Origin of the sequence: Shewanella sp. MBTL60-007, from assembly GCF_019654915.1 — a bacterium.
GTDB lineage: Bacteria > Pseudomonadota > Gammaproteobacteria > Enterobacterales > Shewanellaceae > Shewanella.
In genome coordinates this window covers 50,034-71,949 of record NZ_BPET01000025.1, presented here as the reverse complement: position 1 = coordinate 71,949, position 21,916 = coordinate 50,034, and the positions used below count along the sequence as shown (strand labels likewise).

The window sequence follows — 21,916 nt, the reverse complement described above, 5'->3', positions numbered from 1 at the left end:
ATTTAAGGGGAAAAATAAAAGCCTCTCCCCCCTGCTATTGATGAATTTAAATGCTTACAATTCAGGTAAAAATGCAAAGAATTTATTTTGCTTTAATTCAGTTAGGCTAACGCCGTTAAATCTGCCTTTTATCAATAACGCGAGACTCTCATGCCAAGCTGCGCCTAAGTTGGCGATAGGGAAATAACCATTGAAAAATTGAATTGTGTGCTAGCATAACGACAAATAACCAGATTGAAATCAGATACTATGAGCGCACAAAGCAACCCTCATTACGATACCTTAGTGAAGCATTTTCAAAGCATTAGCCACTTCGAGCACCTAAGCGCACTGGGTGATTGGGATCAGGCCACCATGATGCCTATGGGAGGCGGTGAAGCACGCGGCGCAGCAATGGCTGAGCTAGCCAAACATATTCACTCCCTAAAGACTGCCCCCATGCTGGCGCAGACCATTAATGACGCCGAAGAGTTACCGCTGACAAAACAGCAGCAAGCTAACCTCGTTGAAATGCGCTACCAATATCTTCAGGCCAATGTTGTACCAGGTGAGCTTGTAGAGGCTAAGACAAAGGCTGCCTATCGCTGCGAACAAGCTTGGCGTGAGCAGCGCAGAAATAACGACTGGCAAGGTTTTAAGCCTAATCTCGAACACCTAATGCAACTCGTCAAAGAGGAAGCGACTATTCGCGCCGAGGCGCAAAATGTCTCCCCTTACGATGCATTGCTAGATAAATTTGAGCCTGGCATGACAACAGCGAGTCTTGAGCAGATTTTTGGCAATTTAAAGAGCTGGTTGCCGCAGTTGATTCAGCAGGTTCAAGACAAGCAGAAATCTGAACCTAAGTTCACCATTCCAACAGCCAGCGCAGAGAGTCAGGCCAAGCTAGGGCGTGAGATCATGAACATCTTAGGCTTTGATTTTAACCACGGCCGACTCGATATCAGTAGTCACCCCTTCTGTGGCGGTGTTGCCAGTGACGTACGTCTAACGACACGTTACGATGAAGCCGACTTTACCAGTGGCTTGATGGGCATAGTCCATGAAACCGGTCATGCGAAGTATGAGCAGGGTCTACCTAAGGCATGGCATGGGCAACCTGCAGGAGTAGCGCGCTCGATGGCACTGCACGAAAGTCAGAGCCTATTTTGTGAGATGCAAATTGGCCGCGGCCCTGCTTTCCTCAAGCTGATTGAGCCCCATTTAAGCTCTACATTGGGCTGTCAGTTGACCCATAGTCAGTTGGCCAACATCTACACTAGAGTCAACCCCGGGCTTATTCGAGTCGATGCCGATGAGGTCACCTACCCTTGCCATATTTTACTGCGTTTTGAGGCTGAAAAGGCACTGGTTAGTGGCGAGCTGGCCGTTGCCGATCTACCCGATTTTTGGTCGGCGCAGATGCAATCACTATTAGGGATCAATACCGATGGTGATTATAAGAATGGTTGCATGCAAGATATCCACTGGGCGGTTGGCGAGCTAGGCTACTTCCCTAGTTACACCTTAGGTGCCATGTATGCAGCGCAATTTAAAGCCGCGATGGAAACAGAGCTCGACTGCGTAGAACACCTGATAGACTCAGGTAATCTCACCAGTGTCATGGGCTGGTTAAACGATAAAGTCTGGTCCCAGGGCAGCCTACTCAGTATCGATGAGCTAATGCGTCAATCTACAGGTGAGACGCTCAATCCTGAACACTTCAAAAAACATCTAGAAACCCGTTACTTGTCGCGCTAGAGTGACAATATTCCCATTAGCCCTTACCTGCTGATGGGAATAATAGACGCCCATATTTAGGATCTTTTTATGCAATTACGCAGTATCGAGCCATCCGATTGGCCACACATTTTGCAAATCCAACTAGAGTGCTACCCACAGATAGAACCTGAATCTCTTGAGGTGCTACAGAGCAAGTGGCTGGCTTCACCTGAAAGCTGTTTTGTGCTGGAATCACAAGGTGAGGTGATAGGTTATTGCCTTGCCCATCCTTGGCTTCAAGATAGCCCGCCCTCGCTCGAGCAGGTGCTGGCTAAGGTAGACAAGCCAAATACTCTCTACTTACATGATATTGCCCTGTCTTCGAAGGCACAGGGCAAAGGAGCGGGGCGAACCGCATTAACGAATCTGATAGCGTTTGCCCGCAGTCACCACTACCCAAATGTCTCTCTAGTCGCGGTGCAGGGGGCGCACCATTACTGGGCTAAACAGGGCTTTAAAGCTAGAGCCATAAACAAAGACCTTTCATGTTACCCAGAGGACGCCTGCTATATGGTTTATACCTTATAGCCAAGATTTGCTATCATAGAGGTAATTTCATTAGAGAAGCTAAACATGGCAACCAGAATTACCTATAAATTTAAGAATCAAGCGAAAGAGATTAACTTTGCTTACGACAAATATCATGACATCTATGAGGCCGTAGCCGCAGCAGAAGGCGTTGATTTAACGCAATACCTCATGATGGAGCAACAGATCGCTATGACCTCAAAGGGATCATCAGCAGTGAAAGACTTCCGTGCTAAAGAGTTCGCACGATTTGGTTTTAGTGACATCTACTACATCAAAGATGAACCGAAAAAGTCATAACCCTTGAGCCAGTATTCGCCATCATCATCCAATAAACCTAATAATAAGTGATATCAATGACGACTCATTACATGCCCAATAACGAACACGCCAACTTTCCACGTGCAGGCTTTTTTAAGCGCTGCGGTGCTATCGTTTATGATCTATTACTTGCCGTTGCCGTATATATGGTGGCTGGAGCCATAGGTTTTGGTATTTTTATCGGTTTAACCAGCAGTGGCTTGATCGATATGGCTGGCTTTGAGCATGTATCAGACTTGCTCAATGGCACGCCGCTGTATAAAGGTATCTACCAGTGCTGGATTATGGCCTGTGTGGGTCTGTTTTATATCAGTTTTTGGAGCAAAGGCGGTCAAACATTAGGTATGCGTGCATGGCGTCTCAAGATCCAACATCCAAATGGGCAAAACCTGAGTATGGTGACAGCAGCGGCAAGACTGGTTTGGTCGCTACTTGGCATTGGTAACTTATGGATCTTGATTAACCGCGATAAACTGGCACTGCAAGATATGATGACTCGCTCAGAAGTGGTTGTACTGTCAAAAGAAGCCAATCAGATGCGTAACTGGCACGGTGTTTAAGCAGCCTAAGCCATAGCAAGACAGACAAGATTGTAACGCTTAATCCTCATTAGAGAAGCGAGTAATAGCATAACAAAAAAGCCAATCAACAGAACTTAACCTGTTGATTGGCTTTTTTAATGATTGCAGCTAATTATCCCAAGCCTTTAAGCTAGGCTACTTCCTAATAAAGTACAGCGCTCCAATACTAAACAGCAGTGCGGGCATTCCGGCACTGATAAATGCTGGTAAGCCATAAACGATACTCAGTGGACCGAAGATTTCACTACAGATATAAAAGCTAAAACCAGCCACAACCCCTAGCAACACTCGCGCGCCCATAGTAACGGTTCTTAGCGGCCCAAATACAAACGATAGAGCCACCAACATCATCACCGCAACGGTTACTGGTTGCAGTAGCTTACGCCACAGCGCTAATTCATAGCGCTCAGATGCCTGATTGTTATTTTTCAAATAATCGAGATAATCGATCAAACCCGCTATCGACAGCGACTCAGGCTTAACCGACACCACACTCAGCTTTTCAGGAGTCAACGAAGAGATCCACTTATCTTCTTCAAGATTTGTCAGCACGACCTGCTCATTCTTAAGCGTGGTTCTTCTCACATCGGTTAGCTGCCAATACTTGTCCTTATACTCGGCAGAGTCTGCATGTACTGTGCTGGTTAAGTTAGTCGTATCACTAAACTCGTACAGGGTAATATCTCGCAGGTTATGGCTATCGACCACACCACCAATATTAACAAATAACGGCCCATCTTTTGCCCAAATGCCACGGTTAGACTCAATCAAGCTACCACCAGAAACATTGGTGCGCTTGATCTCCCTAGCTCTTAGCTCAGCGACTGGCGCAACCCACTCGGTTAGCATCATAACGATGATCATCAGTGGAATTGCCGTCTTCATCGCCGACATGGTAATTTGTAGACGAGACAAGCCCGATGACTGCATCACCACTAACTCAGAGTTAGAAGCAAGCATTCCCATACCGATCAAGGCACCGAGTAACACGGCCATAGGAAAGAACAGCTCGATATCTCGTGGGATCAAAAACAGTACATAGACACCGGCATCCATCATGGTATACGTACCACGCCCAACAAGGCGCAGTTGGTCGACCCACTTAATAATCCCCGATAATCCGGTTAACACCAGCAGTGCTAAAGATGAGGTACTAATCAGAACTCTAGCAATATATAGATCTAATATTCTCATGCCTTGGCCGCCTTTTTGCGCTTAAACAAGCCAGTCACTTTCGCTCCTAACGGCCGCTCTTTGCCTAGCAGCAATATGCCTATGAACAACGCGGAGGCATGGATCCACCACATACCTAGATACTGTGGGATCACTCCATCTTCTAGCGATTTACGTCCAGCCACCATCAAACCAAAGTAGCCTAAATAGAGTAGAATCGCAGGGAACATCTTGGCGAACTTACCTTGGCGATTGTTCACTCGTGCCATAGGCACAGCAATCAAGGTCATCAGCGGGATAGCCAAAGGAATCGCTAAGCGCCAATGAAATTCAGCGGTAGCTTCTGGGCTATCAATATTCATTAGCTCACCGATAGGCATAGCAGACAGCTTACGGCGGCGCTCATCGACCTCCTGCTCTTTAATCTGCATCTGATAGCCCCCAAACTCGACAATTTGATAATCAACGCGTTTAGGGTTGCCTTGGTACTGTACACCATCTTCAAGCTGCAGACGCTGGCCACCAGTTTCATCTTCGACCACTTTACCTGTACGCGCCACTACCACATTGGCCACGCCAGTTTCATCATCGGGTTCTGGCAACTGAGCCACAAATACTTTATCTAATTGGTTATCACGACCAATACGCTCAACAAACAGTACCGCACGACCATTAGGGCTCGTCTGGAAGCGGCCCTGAGTTAATGCCGCAAGACCCGCCTCAGACTGGGCATGTTCTAACACTTGATTCTGCTGCTCCTCTGCCCAAGGCGCTACATAAATAGACAGGAACGCGGTAAATACCATGTTGCTCACCGCAAGCAAAAGCGTGACTCGAGTGATATACCATTCACTGACACCTACGCCATGAAAAATAACCATCTCATTCTCAGCATACATGCGCCCATGGGCGAGCAAAATCCCCAAGAATAGACTCAGCGGTAACACTAAAACTGTGAGAAATGGCATGTTAAGACCCAGTAAGGTCATAACAAGAGATGCAGGAAACTCGCCATCGGAGGCATCAGCAAGCACGCGCACAAAATGTTGGCTAATAAAAATAGCTAACAGTACTAAAAGTACTGCCATTTGCGCTTTTAAAACTTCTCGAATCAGGTATCTAAATACAATCACAGTGAGGATCCGGTCTCCAAACTTTCATTTATGCTGGTATCAATACAACTTTCATGTAGACTGTCTACTTTTAGTAGTTTTGTAACCAACAATTACATAACATGGCCAGGGAAAACACTCGAAAAGAAAGATCTTGAGTGCGCCATATTTCGGCCCTTTTTGGGCATAAGCAGACATTATCTAATAAATAATAAAATTTGTCTTTAAGAATCTAGGAGAGCTCATGGAGTTTAGCGTAAAGAGCGGCAGTCCAGAGAAACAACGCTCAGCTTGTATCGTTGTAGGTGTATACGAACCAAGACGCTTGTCCGGTATCGCCGAACAGTTAGATAAAATAAGTGAAGGGTATATCAGCAATTTACTTCGTCGTGGCGACTTGGAAGGTAAGCCAGGACAGATGTTATTACTTCATCATGTGCCAAACGTACTTAGCGAGCGTGTTTTACTCGTTGGCTGCGGTAAAGAGCGTGAGCTTGATGAACGTCAATATAAGCAGATCATCACCAAAACCATCAATACCTTAAATGAAACGGGTTCTATGGAGGCTGTTTGCTTCCTTACCGAGTTACATGTCAAAGGACGCGATACATACTGGAAAGTACGTGAAGCCGTTGAAACGACACAAAACAGTCTTTATAGCTTCGATGCACTAAAAACACGCAAAGGCGAAACCCGTCGTCCGCTGCGTAAATTAGTATTTAATGTACCGACTCGTCGTGAATTGACCGTAGGCGAACGCGCCATCGAGCACGGTATGGCAGTTTCTGCTGGTATGCACCTTTGCCGCGATGTGGCAAATATGCCGCCAAACATCTGTAATCCAGCTTATCTAGCCTCGCAGGCCCGTCAAATAGCCGAAAATACCGAGAACCTAACGGTAACCACTATCGGTGAAGAACAGATGGAAGCCCTAGGCATGAACTCATACCTAGCTGTAGGCCGTGGCAGCCATAATGAGTCAGTGATGACCATCATGGAGTACAAGGGCGCAGTCGATAATACCGAAAAGCCGATTGTGCTAGTGGGTAAAGGCCTAACTTTCGACTCAGGCGGTATTTCACTTAAGCCTGGCGAAGCCATGGATGAGATGAAGTATGACATGGGCGGTGCCGCGGGTGTAATTGGTACCATGAAAGCACTATGTCAGATGCAACTGCCGATCAACGTTATCGGGATCTTGGCTGGCTGTGAAAACATGCCATCAAGCAATGCCTATCGCCCTGGGGATATCTTAACTACTATGTCTGGCCAAACCGTAGAGGTGTTAAACACCGATGCAGAGGGCCGCTTGGTATTGTGTGATGTGCTGACTTATGTTGAGCGTTTCGACCCAGAGCTGGTTGTCGATACCGCAACCCTAACAGGTGCCTGTGTCATCGCTTTAGGTAAACATGCATCTGGCTTGTTCTCAGGTCATAACCCACTTGCTCACGAGCTACTCAATGCAGGTGAACAAAGTGGTGACCGCGCATGGCGCATGCCTTTATGGGATGAGTATCAAGAGCACTTGGAAAGCCCATTTGCCGATATGACCAACCTAGGTGGCCGTGCAGCAGGTTCAATTACCGCTGCCTGCTTCTTGTCTCGCTTTACTAAAAAGTACAACTGGGCTCATCTCGATGTAGCTGGTACAGCTTGGAACAGTGGTGCCAATAAAGGTTCGACTGGACGACCAGTGCCATTATTGACTCAGTTCCTAATCAACAAGGCTGGCGTCGAACAGGGCGAATAGCTAAGATTAGTACCACAAGTTAAAGGCTAAACCGCAAGTTATAGAGAGTGGTTTAGCCTTTTTTATACCCTTTAATTCAAAGCCACACACAACTCCCCCATAACTCCAGTCTGTAAACATGCCTTATTGAAAATAACTTTGAAAATGAGAACTAACAGGCATTATATTGCTGGCAAAATATCGACAGAAAATAATTTACGTTTACAATACGCGAAAATTTCACAGCTTCAGTTTTCAGCCTCCCTTATTTAGAGCCAAACACTGACACCAGCCACACAAGAACCGAAACTTAACGAGGTTCCACTGCGAGTTCTAATCGCGAGTGTCCGCTGCCTGTGCATAAAGATTACTAAACAGTTTCTCGTTATTATCCAATTTAAGGCCGTGTATGCGTCAGGCACTAATCATACTTATCCTATTTTTTATCTCTGCACCATTGATTGCAGATGACGCTCAAAGCGCTAGCAACAAGAATGTCATCAGAGTCGGTTATCCCGCATCTGATTGGCAACCTTTTACTTATGTCAGTAAAGATCAAAAAGTGATTGGATTATTACCTTCACTACTGCAAGAAGTCACCAAGAGCCGCGGATACCGCACAGAGAACGTTATCTACTCAAACTATGAAGAAGTGACTCAGGCACTACGTCAAGGCGAAATCGACCTCATCATGGGAGTATCGAAAACGCCTGAGAGAGTAGCTTGGCTAAGCTTTAGCTCTCCACTAATGCTAGTCCCCATTGCAAGCCTCACCAAGCAAGAAAATACTAATAACCTTTTAGAGTTAAACGGTAAGCGTATTGCTGCAGAAAGAGGTTTTGCAGTTAATGAGCTGCTTAGAGATTCGACTGACCAAGTCAAAATTTATAATACCACCGACAGCCTAACTGCCTATAATTCGGTTCTTTCAGGGAATGCCGATGCGTACATTGGTAATGCGATAACCCTAGATTACCTGCATACCCACCAAGATGTGCCTAATGACTTAAGCATTCGTCTACTTAACGATGTGCCCTTTGAAAGTTTACACTTTGCAACCCGACTTAAAGATATCGAACTTATTGAGCACCTTAATGAGGGTTTAAAGCAGATCCCAAGTGAGACTTTTGACAAACTCTACGACGCTTGGCTGACGACCTCTCAGGTTAAATATGTTTATCAACAACATAGCCTTAACCTCACGGAAGAGGAAATTGTAATGATTAGCAAAAGGAAAGCAATCAAAGTACTCTACTCTGCCGATAATTCCCCCTATGTCTTCACCAATAAAAATGGTGAGATGGATGGCATGAGCGCAGAAATTTTAAAGGTTGTAGCCAAGAAACTTAACTTAACGATTCAAGCGACTCCCTATCATGGCGATGATATAGAGAAACATCTGGTAGAAAACAATTATGAAATGCTACCTGCCTATACTTGTGACCATGATATTTTACAATTAGTCCACTGCACCTCACCTTACATGCAAGACAAATGGATAGCCGTAACAGCTACCAACTTAGTTGCCGAACAACTTGCCAATGTGAAGACATTAGGCTTACTAGACAACCACCAACAACAGATGAATACGGCTAATAAATTCCCCCATGCCGATATCACGATATTTAATTCCAGTAAGCACCTGCTCAATTCGGTCATCCAGGGAAAAATCGAAGTCGGAATAATGCCTTTATCAAAAGCTAACTCTTTAGTCAGCTCAAAGTATTTAGGTCGAATTAATATTATCCCAAACCCTTTAGGCAACCATAGTCACTCTGTCAGTTTTGGCGTAAATAGCAGTAACCCCATTTTGCTGTCTATCTTAAATAAAGCCAAAAATTCGATTCATGACGATGAGTTACGCGAAATTACCAATAAATGGAATGACATTAACATTAATAGTGATTTCACCTTTGCCAAAGTACCAAACTGGGTTCTTCTGATTTTATGCGGCGTGTTTTCAACCTTTTTAGCAATCGTTTATTCCAATAGAAAACTAAAGCATGAAATAGCACAGAGACAGAGCGTCGAGAAAGAGCTAAGACTAGTCAATAGCAACTTTGGAGGCGTTGTTGCCCAGTTAGTTCGATATGGCGATGATATTGATGATATTTCTTGGAGTTATATTAGTTGTAATATTGAAAAATACCTCGGATTAACCCCAGAGCAACTCTATCAAGCTCCTCATCTATTGATGGAGTTTTTAGCAAACCATGCAGACGAGCACGAATTCTTAAGGGATATTGAACAATCTCGCTTCTGTGATTCGCTGTACACAACACTCAAGCTCAACATTGACGGTAAAACCTTATGGTTCCAGCTTACTGGGATCTGCACCAAAGTCGATAAGAATAGGCATTGGACCTACACCATGGTCGATATTTCTCTTATAAAAGAGAAACAAGCTGAGCTGGATGAGGCACGCTTAATAGCAGAGTCGGCAACTGAAGCTAAATCGCGTTTCTTAGCCATGATGAGCCATGAGATCCGTACCCCAATCAGTGGTATTTTGAGTCTGTTAGAGTTAATGACGCCACACCTAAGTAGCAACGAACTTCATGGGCTCCATAAGAACCTAACACACTCAGGTAATAATCTGCTCAATATCGTTAATGATGTACTCGATTTCTCTAAAATAGAAGCTGGGAAACTCGGGTTAAGCCCTGCTGTATGTCAGTTAAGCAGCTTTATCAGTGAATTAGTTCAACCCCATATTGTCCATGTCGAACGCAAAGGCATTAAGTTTAAGTTATGGTTAGATCCTAAGCTTGCTTATTCATTTTCTCTGGATAACTTACGTCTAAAGCAAGTACTAAACAACCTACTGAATAACGCCTCAAAGTTTACCACTGAAGGCGAGATCTGGTTATCGGTGGACCTGCTCTCTTCTACAGAGAAAGAGCAAACTATTAGCTTTGCCGTTTCTGACACTGGAATAGGAATTAGTGAAGAGGATATCGCCAAGCTATTTATTCCATTTGAACAAGTGGATCTCAGTAGCGAGCGCCGTTTCAGCGGCACTGGCTTAGGGCTGTCTATCTGTGAGCAACTAGTCAAACTCATGGGCGGAAAGATCACGGTTACCAGTATACAAGGACAAGGGAGTACTTTCCGCTTCAGTCTGACCTTCCCTATTGCAGCTGTTGAAGTACCTGCGGTAGTCAATAAGCGCTGCGGCGTAATGATGCTTGATGAGAGTGACTATGATGTGGTTTGTGAATACCTTCGAGTCTGGCATTGCACCCCGTATAGCCTGCAATGTATCGAGAATAAAGCCACCCTCGCGGCATACGTTGCCAAGGCGCAACTGCAGGTCCTAATACTGCCAGAAAGCTGGTGTGAACAGCAGGCACTGACGTCAAGCTGGGCCAAACGTAATCTCGCTAATGTGCAAATTATTCAGCTCAAAACCCAGAGCATGCTATCGCCAGCTCCAAATAAGCTCGGCTGGGCGCTATCAATCAACCCTCTGTTCCCAGAGCACTTATTGCATCTACTCACTAAGCCTGAGTTTTTTGAGAACAAGTATGCAGTAATAGAAAATAAACCAATTCAGGCATTAACTCGCGAGGAGGCCATTGCACAAAACAAACTCATTCTGGTTGCAGAAGATCACCCAATTAACCAAGATGTGATCCGTATGCAGCTTAGCAAGTTAGGCTACTTTGGTGATATTTTTGATAACGGTCAGCAGGCGCTTACTGCCTATAAACAGAATCGATACGACCTAGTTCTGACCGACTGCCATATGCCTGAACTCGATGGTTACGGCCTAGTGAGTGCTATTAGAGAACATGAACAACAAGAAAAACTGAACCGTCTCGGTGTTATCGCCCTCACGGCTAATGCCATATCGAGTGAAAAATCTCGTTGCCACCAGTATGGATTCGATGATTATTTAATAAAACCTGTGAGCTTAGAGCAGCTGCAAAACGTACTCAATAATTACTTAGTTGAAGCTCAGCAAGCTCCCGCCGCAGATAATGTTCAACAACACGAGCCATCGATGCAAGATAGGACTTTTATTGCAACAAACTCCAGCGAAACGCTCAAGTGTGACCTCAATGATCTCGCCGTTATTGATATCAAAGCGCTTGAGACTAACTTCGGCGATCTGCAGCTTTGCATCAACTTACTGACTAAGTTCATTGCAACCTGTGACAATGATATGCAAATACTCAATCAAGCAGTCGCAGAACACGACTTTGACGCCACCGCCCATAGCGCTCATAAACTCAAAGGCGCTGCGGGTGTTATTGAATGTGAGCTCCTCGTTATCACTTGCGCCGAGATAGAAACTGCGGCTTCGGCGCAAGATATTGATGCAATAAAAGACTTGCTGGTACAGCTAGAAAAATTAATCGCGCAGATCTCTAACCAGGTAAACCAGTTAAAATGAAAATCTTACTGATTGAAGATCATCAATTTCAGCGCGAAGCGATGCAAATGCAACTCGAACTGATCACAACACCTAAGATTTCGCAGATTAGAACTGCAACCTCTGGTGTTGAAGCGCTACAGATAATGGCAGACTTCAAGCCTGACATACTGCTATGCGATCTAAAAATGCCTGAGATGGATGGAATCACCTTCTTGAGTCATATCAGTGAACTCATGTTTACCGGCTCCATCATTATCACCAGTGCCAGCAATCAGATCGTACTCGATACCGTACAGAAGATGTGTATGAGCTATCACTTAAAAGTGATTGGTGCCATTAGCAAACCCGTAAAGATAAATATCCTCAAAGAGCTATTACACTTGGCCTATGTCGAGAATCTGACAAATTCAACATTTGCCAGTCATGGCTCAATAAAGAGTAAAGCCTTCACCGAGAAAGAACTTGAGCACGCCCTTGAACAAGGCTGGATAAAGCCCTACTTCCAACCTTTGGTCGCATTCGATAACGCCGAGTGGCAATCTTGTGAAGCGCTAATTCGCTTTGTCCACCCGATCTTGGGAGTATTACCGCCAACCAGTTTTCTGCCTCAATTGAGTAAGATGCAAAAAGACGCCGAGTTAGCACTCTTGAGTGTCAATTACATCTTGCAACACCAAGCGCATCTTGCTGGTCGTTCGGTGGCGATCAACATCACCCCTATGACCTTAATGCATAGCCACTTCGTCGACCGATTACTGGATATTGCCAAACAACAGCCCAACCTATGTAAGCAGGTCTATTTTGAAATCACCGAATCAGATGCGTTGGAAAATACCGGCAGAGCACTGGAGTCGGCTTCACGTCTAGCGATGCACGGCTTTAATCTCTCTATCGATGATTTTGGTACAGGCTACTCATCCTTGACCCTGCTAGATACCCTGCCTTTTGATTCACTAAAGGTAGACATGAGCTTTATTAAAGCCATGGAAAACAGCAAAACGGCAGCAGCCATTGTTGAGGCTTGCTTACTGTTAAGCACTCGACTCGAGCTTAAGTCGGTAGCCGAAGGTGTTGAGACCCAAGCATTATGGCAGCGATTGCAATTATTAGGCTGCACCTTAGCACAAGGCTATTACATCGCTGCACCAATGCCGGTTGAACGCCTAACTGATTGGCATAAATCATGGCTGAGTAAAGTTAATAAACACCCGTGACTTCAACAGATCTAGCTAGCACAGTAAAATGGGAGTGTTGGCAGGCAAATAACTTGAGAAATGCAAAGGAAAGCAAGTAAAGCTGGCTGTAGCTAGGTTTAGCAGAAAGGTGAGTAGACACTTACTCACCTTAGTTTAGCCATAAGATTTAAGCTTTATCCTTAAGATTTAAACTCTGTCTCTTCAACCTTACTCGACTCTTCGATACGCGTAACCAATAGCTGGTCCACCTTGTAACTGTCCACATCCACGACTTCAAATTTAAAGCCAGCATGGGTCACTGAATCGGTGCACTTTGGAATTTTACGCAGCATAAACATCATAAATCCGGCGATGGTTTCGTAGTTATGGTTTTGCGGAAACTCTTCAATATCTAACGCTCGCATAACATCAATAATCGGTGTCACGCCATCCATCAGCCAAGAACGTTCATCGCGGGCAATGATCTGCTCTTCACTCTCGGGTAAAGACCAAGCGCCCATCACCGCATCTTGCAGATCTTTAGCCGTCACTACGCCCACAACCAAAGAGTACTCGTTCATGACTACTGCAAAATCCGCTCGACAATTCTTAAAGTAATCCATCGACTCCGACAGACTTAATGTGTCAGGAATAATAAAGCAGTTGCTCACCAAGTTCTTATCTTTAAGGCTTATTTTCTCACCGTTAATTAGGCAGATAAGTAACTTCTTCGCGTTAACAATACCGACTACCGTGTCTAGCTGTTCATCACAGACTAAGAAGTTAGAGTGAGGTTGCTGGGCAATCTTGGCCTTAATTTCCTCTTCGCTATCTTGTAGCAAGAAATAGGCTAAGCTCTCACGAGCCGTCATGGCTGCAGTCACTGGAATGGTTTGCATCTCAAACACTTTTTCCATCATCAGCTGATCGCCTTTATCGAGTACGCCCGCTTCTGCACCTGCGTCCATCACTGCATAGATATCATCGGAAGTCACCGCGTCATTTCGTGCGGTTTGAATTTGCAGAACACGGAACACAAAATTAGCTAAACCGTTAAAGAACCATACTAAAGGCTTGAGTACCACGATGCAGACCATCATAGGGCCAACAAAGGTCATAGCTACTTTTTCAGGAAACGCCATGGCTAGACGTTTAGGCATCAAATCAGCGATTAAGATAAACAGGCTAGTCACGAAGACAAAAGAGAGTAAGAAACTCATCTTATCTAGCCAAGGGCCACTCAACCAACTGGATAGGAACGAGTGAAAATAAGGCGTAAAGGCTGACTCACCCACAATACCGCCCATGATGGCTACCGCGTTGAGGCCAATCTGCACCACGGTAAAAAAGTTACCTGGCTGAGATTGCAGCAGCAACACCTTGTCTGCCCGTGCATCTCCTTCAGATGCAAGCTGACGCAGACGAATTTTTCGCCCAGCCGCAAGGGCAATTTCAGACATAGAAAAAAAACAACTGACTCCAATCAGGAGCAATATAATCACAGCATTATCAAAGAAGCTCATCTAGCACCTTACCAAAACAAAAAACACACTATCCCTTTACTGCATATCATTATTTGTTCTTAGTGGTACTGACTTCCCTAATAGTAGAACAACGAATAATGACCAATCACTATTGGCGCGATCGCGGAGTATATCCCCAATACAGAGAACTCACCAGCTAATAAATTGACCAATGTGATCGATTAAATTTTTATCATATCGGCAGATATTAAGAGCCTCACCTAAGCCCTTATTTGTATAGAAAATAGTCACAGATTGCTTTCATACCAATCAAACTCCACAACTTTCAAGACCACAAACTACCACATCTATTCCATAAAGGAATAACTGCTATAGGTGTAACGCTAGTTATCAAAACAAAAGAGAATAGCTAATATCTTGCCATCGCTTTAATAGCCCACAGACTCCTTCGGCAACTTGAGTTTCGGCGGCTAATTAAACCAAATGAAAATGACACGAGGATCCCACCATGGATATGCAGCAAAAACTTCAGCAATTACTAGACAAACAAGAGATGACCGAGCTTATGTACAAATTCGCTCGTGCGCTAGATAGAGTCGATGGCGACTTAATGAAATCAACCTACTGGGAAGATGCCATTGAGGAACATCAAGACCCTATTTTCCCAGAGCTATTCTTTTACAATGATAACGCGCATCAATTTGTTGAGCCTGCAATGGAAGGCTTCAGAGCCTTAAAAGCCACACAGCACAGAATTAGTAACCCTCTTATCGAAATTAACGGTGATACAGCCACCGCAGAGGCTTATGTCTGGGCCTACCATGTACATGAACAGGACGGTGTCGATAAAGAGGGCATCTTAGGTGGCCGACACCATTTCCGCTTCGAGCGTCGCGATGGAGTATGGAAGATTAAACATCGCTCTACCGTATTCGACTGGAACCAAAACCAGAATGCCACAGCAATTTGGGCCGATAATTTCAGCGATAAATACCGCGGTAAACGCAACCGCCAAGATGACAGCTACAATTACATCTCAATCTAACCTTTTTGACTGAAGTAAGTGATGAAGGTCGCCATAGGCCTTCATTGCTAGAAATACACATTAGTGGCTATCCACCAGATGAGGGGAATAATATGTCGTCAATCAAATTTACTGCTGGAGCGGCCTTTCCAAGCATTCAACTGCCCGCTTTAACGGGCGAGTCAATATCTCTTGGCACGCCTGCTTTAGGTTATGACTGGCGCTTACTGGTTATTTATCGTGGCAAGCACTGCCCACTGTGTACGCGCTATCTTAATGAGCTGGAAAAGTTAGCAGCTGATTTTATGAAGTTAGGCATCGACATCGTTGCCGCATCGGCCGACTCTCTCGAGCAGGCACAGTTTCACAAGACTCAATTAACGGTTAGCTTCCCTATTGCTTACAATCTCACTATTGAGAATATGCAGCAGCTTGGGCTTTATATCTCTCACCCACGCTCAGAAAAAGAGACCGATCATCCCTTTGCTGAGCCAGGCTTGTTTGTGATTAACGACAAAGGCACAGTGCAACTTATTGATATTTCCAATGGTCCCTTTGCCCGTCCAGAGCTAGCCACGTTATTATCAGGACTCACCTTTATCCGCGACCCTGAAAATAATTACCCTATCCGTGGTACTTATCGTTAATCCTTACGCTCATTACACTACTTAGCGATAGCTTGAGTCTTCGGCTAAACGTTGCTTTAGATAATCAATAAAGCAGCGAACTTTTAACGGCACATAACGACTCTGGGGGTAGATAGCATTGAAAGGTAAGGGGTGAGAAAAATAATTAGGCATAATTCTTTTTAGCTTACCCTGTTCAATATGTTCATCCACCATCCAGATCGGTAGCTGAACAATACCAACACCATCTAGTGCCAACTGTAATATCGCCTCTCCATTGTCACAGCGACAATTACCACTCACTGGCACCGCAATATCACCACTCCCACCAGAGTGTTCAAAGTGCCAGATATTGACCGACTTCAACATCGAATAGACGATACAGTTATGGGATTTGAGATCCAAAGGCGCCTTAGGCTCGCCAAAACGATTAAGGTATTGTGGCGAGGCTACCGCAACTAAAGGATTATCGAATAGATGCCTTGCCACCAAGGAGGAATCCTCAAGTTGCTTAGCACGGATAGCGACATCGACTCCCTCGGCGACGAGATCCACATGCTTATCGCTTAGCATCAGATCGACTTTTATCTCAGGGTAACTTTTGAGGAAGTCACCCAAGATAGGCGCAATAAACTGACAGCCAAAAACGACAGGTGCCGCAACGCGCAAAATACCTTTCGGTGACGCTTGCTGAGATCGCACCTGAGCCTGTGCTTCATCGAGCTCAGCGATAATAGCCACGCAGTTTTCATAATAAACTGCACCGACCTCAGTCATCGAAAGCTCACGACTGCTCCGAGTGAGTAACTTTGCCCCAAGCAGACTCTCTAAGGCAGCGACTTTCTTACTAATTGTCGCCTGCGTAGTATTCTGCTCTCTGGCTGCTGCAGAAAAGCTACCGGTTTGTACCACACGCACAAAGGCTTTCATTGCACCTAATTGATCCATTTACTTTCCCTATCCCCTTGCCAGCTTATAGCACTCGCCAAACACCACTATTTAGTCGGCTTTGGCTTTTTAGTGGCTATTTTTTGGGCTGTGGCTTTTTTAGCGACAAAGTCTTTGGCGCTACGCTTACTCAAGCTGCGACGATTAGCCTTTTTATCCCTTGGCGCCCTTTTACTTTCCCCCGTTGATGGCTTATCCGTCACTTCGAATCCCTCAAGACTCTCGAGTGCTAACTCTCTATGAGTTAACTGCCCAATCGCCTTTAGGCTATCGGCCTCACTGTGACACACCAATGAGATAGCTAAGCCCTTATCTCCTGCTCGCGCGGTACGGCCAATACGGTGAACGTATACGGGGGCGCTCGTTGGTAAGTCCAGATTAATAACGACGGGTAAGGCATCGACATGAATGCCCCGAGACAAGAGATCTGTGGTGACCAAAACCGATAACTTAAGCGACTTAAAATCGGCTAATATTTGCTGCCTATCTAGCTGCGCTTTATCACCATGCAAAGCGCTCGCGTTGATGCCAGCTTTAACCAGTCGTTTAACAAGTTTATCAGCATCATCCTTTGCATTGATAAATACCAATACCTGCGGCCATTGCTGTCTTTGAATCAGCGCGATTAATGCCCTCGCCTTATCGCCTTTATTAATCAAATAAAACGACTCATTAATATTTTCAGCCACACTATTAGCAGCCTGCGCTGCGACCTTAACTGGCTTATGCAGCAAATCGAGCGCCTTTGTATTTAGCTCTGGTGCAAGGGTCGCCGAAAATAGTAATGTCTGTCGCTTGCTGGGGATATACTCGAGTATGCGCTCTAGATCTGGCCAAAACCCCATATCCATCAGTCTATCGGCTTCATCGAATACCAAGTGGGTTACCGACGCCAGTGAAAGATGCTGCTCACGTAACAGATCTAATAGCCTGCCAGGTGTTGCCACCACAAGTTGTGGTTTTTTATGTAACTGCTCCTGCTGCAACGCCTTTAGCTGATCGGCTCTATCCACACCACCACACAATACCGTTATCTTAGTGGTAGCAGAGACTAATTTAAGCGCATCACCCACTTGCAACGCCAACTCACGAGTGGGCACTAACACCAGCGCCTTTATCTCGCCGCCGTGGCAATTATCTTTGATAAGAGCTTGCAGCAGTGGCAAACCAAAAGCATAGGTTTTACCGCTGCCAGTTTGTGCCAGTGCTAACAGATCTTTCCCAGCGAGTACTTCAGGGATAGCAAGTCGTTGTATTTCGGTGGCGACCACCAGCTTGCTTGGTAATTTAGATAGGATTTCGGCGCTAAGATTAAGGTCGGAAAATTTCATAGTATGGGCTAGTAACGACAATTGCATGGAGTGTAACCACAGCCGCTCTATTAGTAAAATGTACTGTTTGCGCTTGTTGCCACACAGACCCAAAGCCTAGAGCATGATAAGCGATAGAGAACGGCTGAATTTTTCGATAAATAAATCCACGATTAGAGGCTGATCTCTGAGCGACTTTTAGTGTAAAATCCTCTCTTTCGTCAGCCAAAAAGCAGAAGCAATAGCAAGCTATCTCTTCGAGCAGGTCTTCAAGCATGTCGCCAAGTCAGAATCAGGCCCAGTTTTATCTGATGCCAAAGGATGCACAGCAAGTATCAAACTCGCCCAAATCGGCGCTTGAGCAAGTGTATCTGCTTGCCTGCCAACTAGCGCAGCGAGCCTTTGCCACTCAGCAGTTGGTCTACATTCATTGCCAAGACCAACAGCAGGCCTATGCTATTGATGAATTACTATGGCAATTTGAGCCGCAGTCTTTCGTGCCCCACAACCTTAAAGGTGAAGGTCCGTTAGGCGGCGCGCCAGTAGAAATTGGCTTTGATAGACTTGGTGCCAACAAAAAACGTCATCTTCTGATTAATCTTGCAGACCAAGTGCCGCAATTTGCGGTAAACTTTGGACAGATTATCGATTTCGTTGCCAACGACGACAGCCATAAAGCGATTGCTCGCGATCGTTATCGGCAGTATCGCGCACTTGGAATTGCATTAAGCACCCAAGATATAGCAACACAACCTATTAATTTTTAGTTTGAGATAAACACGCCCCATGGAAAAAACATATAATCCGCAGTCTATCGAACAATCTCTCTACCAAAACTGGGAAGAGCAAGGTTACTTCAAGCCACATGGCGATGAGTCTCAAGGCAACTATTGCATCATGATCCCGCCACCAAACGTGACGGGTAGCTTGCACATGGGTCATGCCTTCCAAGATACCATCATGGATACCCTAATCCGTTATCAGCGTATGAAGGGTAAAAACACCCTTTGGCAGGTCGGTACTGACCACGCAGGTATCGCCACACAGATGCTGGTTGAGCGTAAAGTCGCTGCTGAAGAAGGTTTAAGCCGTCACGATCTTGGTCGTGAAAACTTTATCGACCGTATCTGGGATTGGAAAAACCACTCGGGTGGCACTATCACTAAGCAGCTACGCCGCCTTGGTGCATCTGTCGATTGGGATCGTGAACGTTTCACCATGGATGACGGCATATCGAACGCTGTACAAGAAGTATTCGTACGCCTTTATGAAGACGACCTAATCTACCGCGGTAAGCGTCTTGTGAACTGGGATCCAACCCTGCACACGGCTATCTCAGACCTCGAAGTAGAAAACAAAGAAAAACAGGGCAGCATGTGGCACTTCCGCTACCCGCTAGCCGATGGCGCTTTGACAGCCGATGGTAAAGATTACCTAGAAGTGGCAACAACTCGTCCTGAAACCATGCTTGGTGACAGCGCCGTAGCGGTTCACCCAGACGATGAGCGTTATCAATCACTCATTGGTAAGTTTATTCTGCTGCCAATCGTAAACCGTCTTATCCCTATCGTTGCTGACGATTATGTGGATATGGAATTCGGTACAGGTTGTGTGAAGATCACTCCTGCTCACGACTTTAACGACTATGAGGTCGGTAAGCGTCACGCACTGCCAATGTACAACATCTTAACTATCGACGCTGCGATCCGCTCAAGCGCCGAAGTGGTTAACACCGATGGTAGTGCAAACAACGACTTAGATAACAGCCTACCAGAGCGTTATGCCGGTCTAGATCGTTTCAAGGCACGTACCGCTATCGTTGAAGAATTTGAACAACTTGGTCTACTTGGCAAAATCGATCCACACGCATTGAAGGTGCCTTATGGCGACCGCTCTGGCGTAGTGATTGAACCATTGCTAACCGACCAATGGTATGTTTCGGTTGCGCCTATGGCTAAGACCGCAATGGAAGCCGTTGAAAACGGTGATATCAAGTTTGTACCGCAGCAGTATGAAAACATGTACAACTCTTGGATGCGTGATATTCAAGATTGGTGTATTTCTCGTCAGCTTTGGTGGGGTCACCGTATTCCAGCTTGGTACGATGAAGCCGGTAAAGTTTATGTTGGCCGTGATGAAGCTGAAGTGCGTGCTAAGCACAAGCTTGACGATTCAGTGGTACTTCGCCAAGACGCAGACGTACTAGACACTTGGTTCAGCTCTGCATTGTGGACCTTCGCAACTTTAGGCTGGCCTGAAGATACTGCCGAACTTAAAGCCTTCCATCCAACGGATGTGTTGGTTACCGGTTTTGACATCATCTTCTTCTGGGTTGCCCGTATGATCATGATGACCATGCACTTCATCAAAGATGAAAACGGCAAGCCACAGGTTCCGTTCAAGACCGTATACGTGACAGGTCTTATCCGTGATGAAGCCGGTAACAAGATGTCTAAGTCTAAGGGTAACGTACTCGATCCACTAGACATGATTGACGGTATCGATCTTGAGTCGCTTGTTGAAAAGCGTACTGGCAACATGATGCAGCCACAACTTGCAGCTAAGATTGAAAAGAGCACCCGTAAAGAGTTTGCCGATGGCATCGAAGCTCACGGTACTGACGCTCTGCGCTTTACCCTAGCGTCTATGGCATCTACAGGTCGTGACATTAACTGGGACATGAAGCGTCTTGATGGTTACCGCAGCTTCTGTAACAAGATCTGGAACGCATCTCGTTACGTGCTGATGAACACTGAAGTACAAGCAGAAGGTGCTAGCGATGATGCAATCGGTGAAGCACTAGATTGTGGCCAGAACGGCGGCGAAATGGAGCTGTCGATTGCAGATCGCTGGATTATCGGTCTGTTCAATGAAACCGTTAAAGCCTTTGATGAGCATATGGCAAACTACCGTTTCGACCTAGCTGCTAACACCATTTACGAGTTCACTTGGAACCAATTCTGTGACTGGTACTTAGAGCTAACTAAGCCTGTAATGCAAAGTGGTACCGAGGCTCAGCTTCGTGGTACTCGCCATACTTTGGTTACTGTACTTGAGCAGATGCAGCGACTAATGCACCCAATCATGCCGTACCTAACTGAGACTATCTGGCAGCGCGTTAAGCCGCTTGCAGGTGTTGAAGGCGACAGCCTGATGCTAGTCCAGTTTCCAGAGTATCAAGCCGATAAGGTTGATGCTGCAGCGATGGAAGATCTTGAATGGGTTAAGCAGGTGATTGTTGCGGTACGTAACATCCGTGCAGAACTAAACATTGCTCCATCTAAGCCGCTAAACGCACTACTACGTGGCGTGAGCGAGCAAGATAAGGCACGTTTAGAGGCTAACCAAACCTTCTTCAAGACCCTAGCTAAGCTTGAGTCTATGACGATTCTAGCCGATGGTGAAGCAGCGCCTATGTCTACGACACAGCTTGTAGGCAACATGGAGCTGTTGATCCCAATGGCAGGCCTAATCGATGTGGCTAAAGAAGTGGCACGTATCGATAAGCTACTTGAGAAAGCACAAGCTGAATTTGCGCGTATCGAAGGCAAGCTATCAAATCAAGGTTTCGTTGCTAAGGCTCCAGCTGCCGTAATTGAAAAAGAGCGTGCTAAGCAAGCTGAATACCAACGCGATATGGATAAGCTAACCGAGCAGAAAGCCGAGCTTGCAAAACTCGAAGGCTAATTCTACAAGCTAACTGTAGAAGCTAAGCTTTATAAAGCATAAAAAAGGGCTGTCATCGACAGCCCTTTTTGTT

Annotated in this window: 16 protein-coding genes; 11 read left to right on the top strand and 5 right to left on the bottom strand. The window is 45.5% G+C overall.

All coding sequences use genetic code 11. From position 1 onward, the window contains the following. Nucleotides 1-249: 249 nt before the first annotated feature. From K5Q92_RS11410 to K5Q92_RS11395, 4 genes are all read left to right on the top strand, one after another. A complete protein-coding gene (locus K5Q92_RS11410; protein WP_220769128.1) occupies nt 250-1,740 on the top strand; it encodes a carboxypeptidase M32 in 1,491 nt (496 codons plus the stop codon). 69 nt (nt 1,741-1,809) lie between these two features. Then, the gene (locus K5Q92_RS11405; RefSeq protein ID WP_220769127.1) at nt 1,810-2,289 is read left to right on the top strand and encodes a GNAT family N-acetyltransferase; all 480 of its coding nucleotides are present in this window, start codon (nt 1,810-1,812) and stop codon (nt 2,287-2,289) included. Between the two features lie 45 nt (nt 2,290-2,334). Next, the gene (locus K5Q92_RS11400) at nt 2,335-2,589 is read left to right on the top strand and encodes a DUF2960 domain-containing protein (protein ID WP_202720540.1); all 255 of its coding nucleotides are present in this window, start codon (nt 2,335-2,337) and stop codon (nt 2,587-2,589) included. A 71-nt stretch (nt 2,590-2,660) separates the two neighbouring features. After that, nucleotides 2,661-3,170, top strand: coding sequence for an RDD family protein (locus tag K5Q92_RS11395; RefSeq protein ID WP_220769132.1), 510 nt, complete (start codon nt 2,661-2,663; stop codon nt 3,168-3,170). Between the two features lie 156 nt (nt 3,171-3,326). On the opposite strand, the gene lptG is transcribed toward K5Q92_RS11395, so the two are convergent. Continuing rightward, entirely contained in the window at nt 3,327-4,385 is a 1,059-nt protein-coding gene (lptG, locus tag K5Q92_RS11390; RefSeq protein WP_220769126.1) for an LPS export ABC transporter permease LptG, read from the bottom strand. Next, complete coding sequence (gene lptF / locus K5Q92_RS11385; RefSeq protein ID WP_220769125.1) at nt 4,382-5,497, bottom strand: LPS export ABC transporter permease LptF; 1,116 nt, start codon at nt 5,495-5,497, stop codon at nt 4,382-4,384. The genes lptG and lptF overlap by 4 nt, the downstream gene beginning before the upstream one ends. A 223-nt stretch (nt 5,498-5,720) precedes the next feature. Between lptF and pepA the strand changes: the two genes are divergently transcribed. The 3 genes from pepA (at nt 5,721) to K5Q92_RS11370 (ending at nt 12,803) form a co-directional block, all read left to right on the top strand. After that, nucleotides 5,721-7,229, top strand: coding sequence for a leucyl aminopeptidase (gene pepA, locus K5Q92_RS11380; RefSeq protein ID WP_220769124.1), 1,509 nt, complete (start codon nt 5,721-5,723; stop codon nt 7,227-7,229). 388 nt (nt 7,230-7,617) lie between these two features. Next, on the top strand, nt 7,618-11,607 hold the full coding sequence (locus K5Q92_RS11375; protein WP_220769123.1) for a transporter substrate-binding domain-containing protein: 3,990 nt from the start codon (nt 7,618-7,620) through the stop codon (nt 11,605-11,607). After that, a complete protein-coding gene (locus K5Q92_RS11370; protein WP_220769122.1) occupies nt 11,604-12,803 on the top strand; it encodes an EAL domain-containing protein in 1,200 nt (399 codons plus the stop codon). Before K5Q92_RS11375 ends, K5Q92_RS11370 begins: the two co-directional genes overlap by 4 nt. Before the next feature lie 161 nt (nt 12,804-12,964). Here K5Q92_RS11370 and K5Q92_RS11365 read toward each other — a convergent pair whose 3' ends face one another. Beyond that, nucleotides 12,965-14,287, bottom strand: coding sequence for a hemolysin family protein (locus K5Q92_RS11365; protein ID WP_220769121.1), 1,323 nt, complete (start codon nt 14,285-14,287; stop codon nt 12,965-12,967). Nucleotides 14,288-14,756: 469 nt separating this feature from the next. On the opposite strand from K5Q92_RS11365, the gene K5Q92_RS11360 reads away from it, so the two are divergent. Then, nucleotides 14,757-15,293 (top strand): nuclear transport factor 2 family protein, encoded by a 537-nt coding sequence (locus K5Q92_RS11360; protein ID WP_220769120.1) that lies wholly within the window; start codon nt 14,757-14,759, stop codon nt 15,291-15,293. 92 nt (nt 15,294-15,385) lie between these two features. After that, entirely contained in the window at nt 15,386-15,919 is a 534-nt protein-coding gene (locus tag K5Q92_RS11355; protein WP_220769119.1) for a peroxiredoxin-like family protein, read from the top strand. Nucleotides 15,920-15,940: 21 nt separating this feature from the next. On the opposite strand, the gene K5Q92_RS11350 is transcribed toward K5Q92_RS11355, so the two are convergent. Together K5Q92_RS11350 and K5Q92_RS11345 are read right to left on the bottom strand one after the other, a co-directional pair. Further along, the gene (locus tag K5Q92_RS11350) at nt 15,941-16,846 is read right to left on the bottom strand and encodes a LysR family transcriptional regulator (protein ID WP_220769118.1); all 906 of its coding nucleotides are present in this window, start codon (nt 16,844-16,846) and stop codon (nt 15,941-15,943) included. Nucleotides 16,847-16,893: 47 nt separating this feature from the next. Beyond that, a complete protein-coding gene (locus K5Q92_RS11345; RefSeq protein WP_259649548.1) occupies nt 16,894-18,177 on the bottom strand; it encodes a DEAD/DEAH box helicase in 1,284 nt (427 codons plus the stop codon). A gap of 254 nt (nt 18,178-18,431) precedes the next feature. Here K5Q92_RS11345 and K5Q92_RS11340 point away from each other — a divergent pair, with 254 nt between their 5' ends. Both K5Q92_RS11340 and K5Q92_RS11335 read left to right on the top strand, forming a co-directional pair. Further along, entirely contained in the window at nt 18,432-18,923 is a 492-nt protein-coding gene (locus tag K5Q92_RS11340; RefSeq protein ID WP_220769116.1) for a DNA polymerase III subunit chi, read from the top strand. A gap of 19 nt (nt 18,924-18,942) precedes the next feature. Next, nucleotides 18,943-21,843, top strand: a complete 2,901-nt coding sequence (locus K5Q92_RS11335; protein WP_220769115.1) for a valine--tRNA ligase — start codon at nt 18,943-18,945, stop codon at nt 21,841-21,843. The last annotated feature ends 73 nt before the right edge of the window (nt 21,844-21,916 follow it).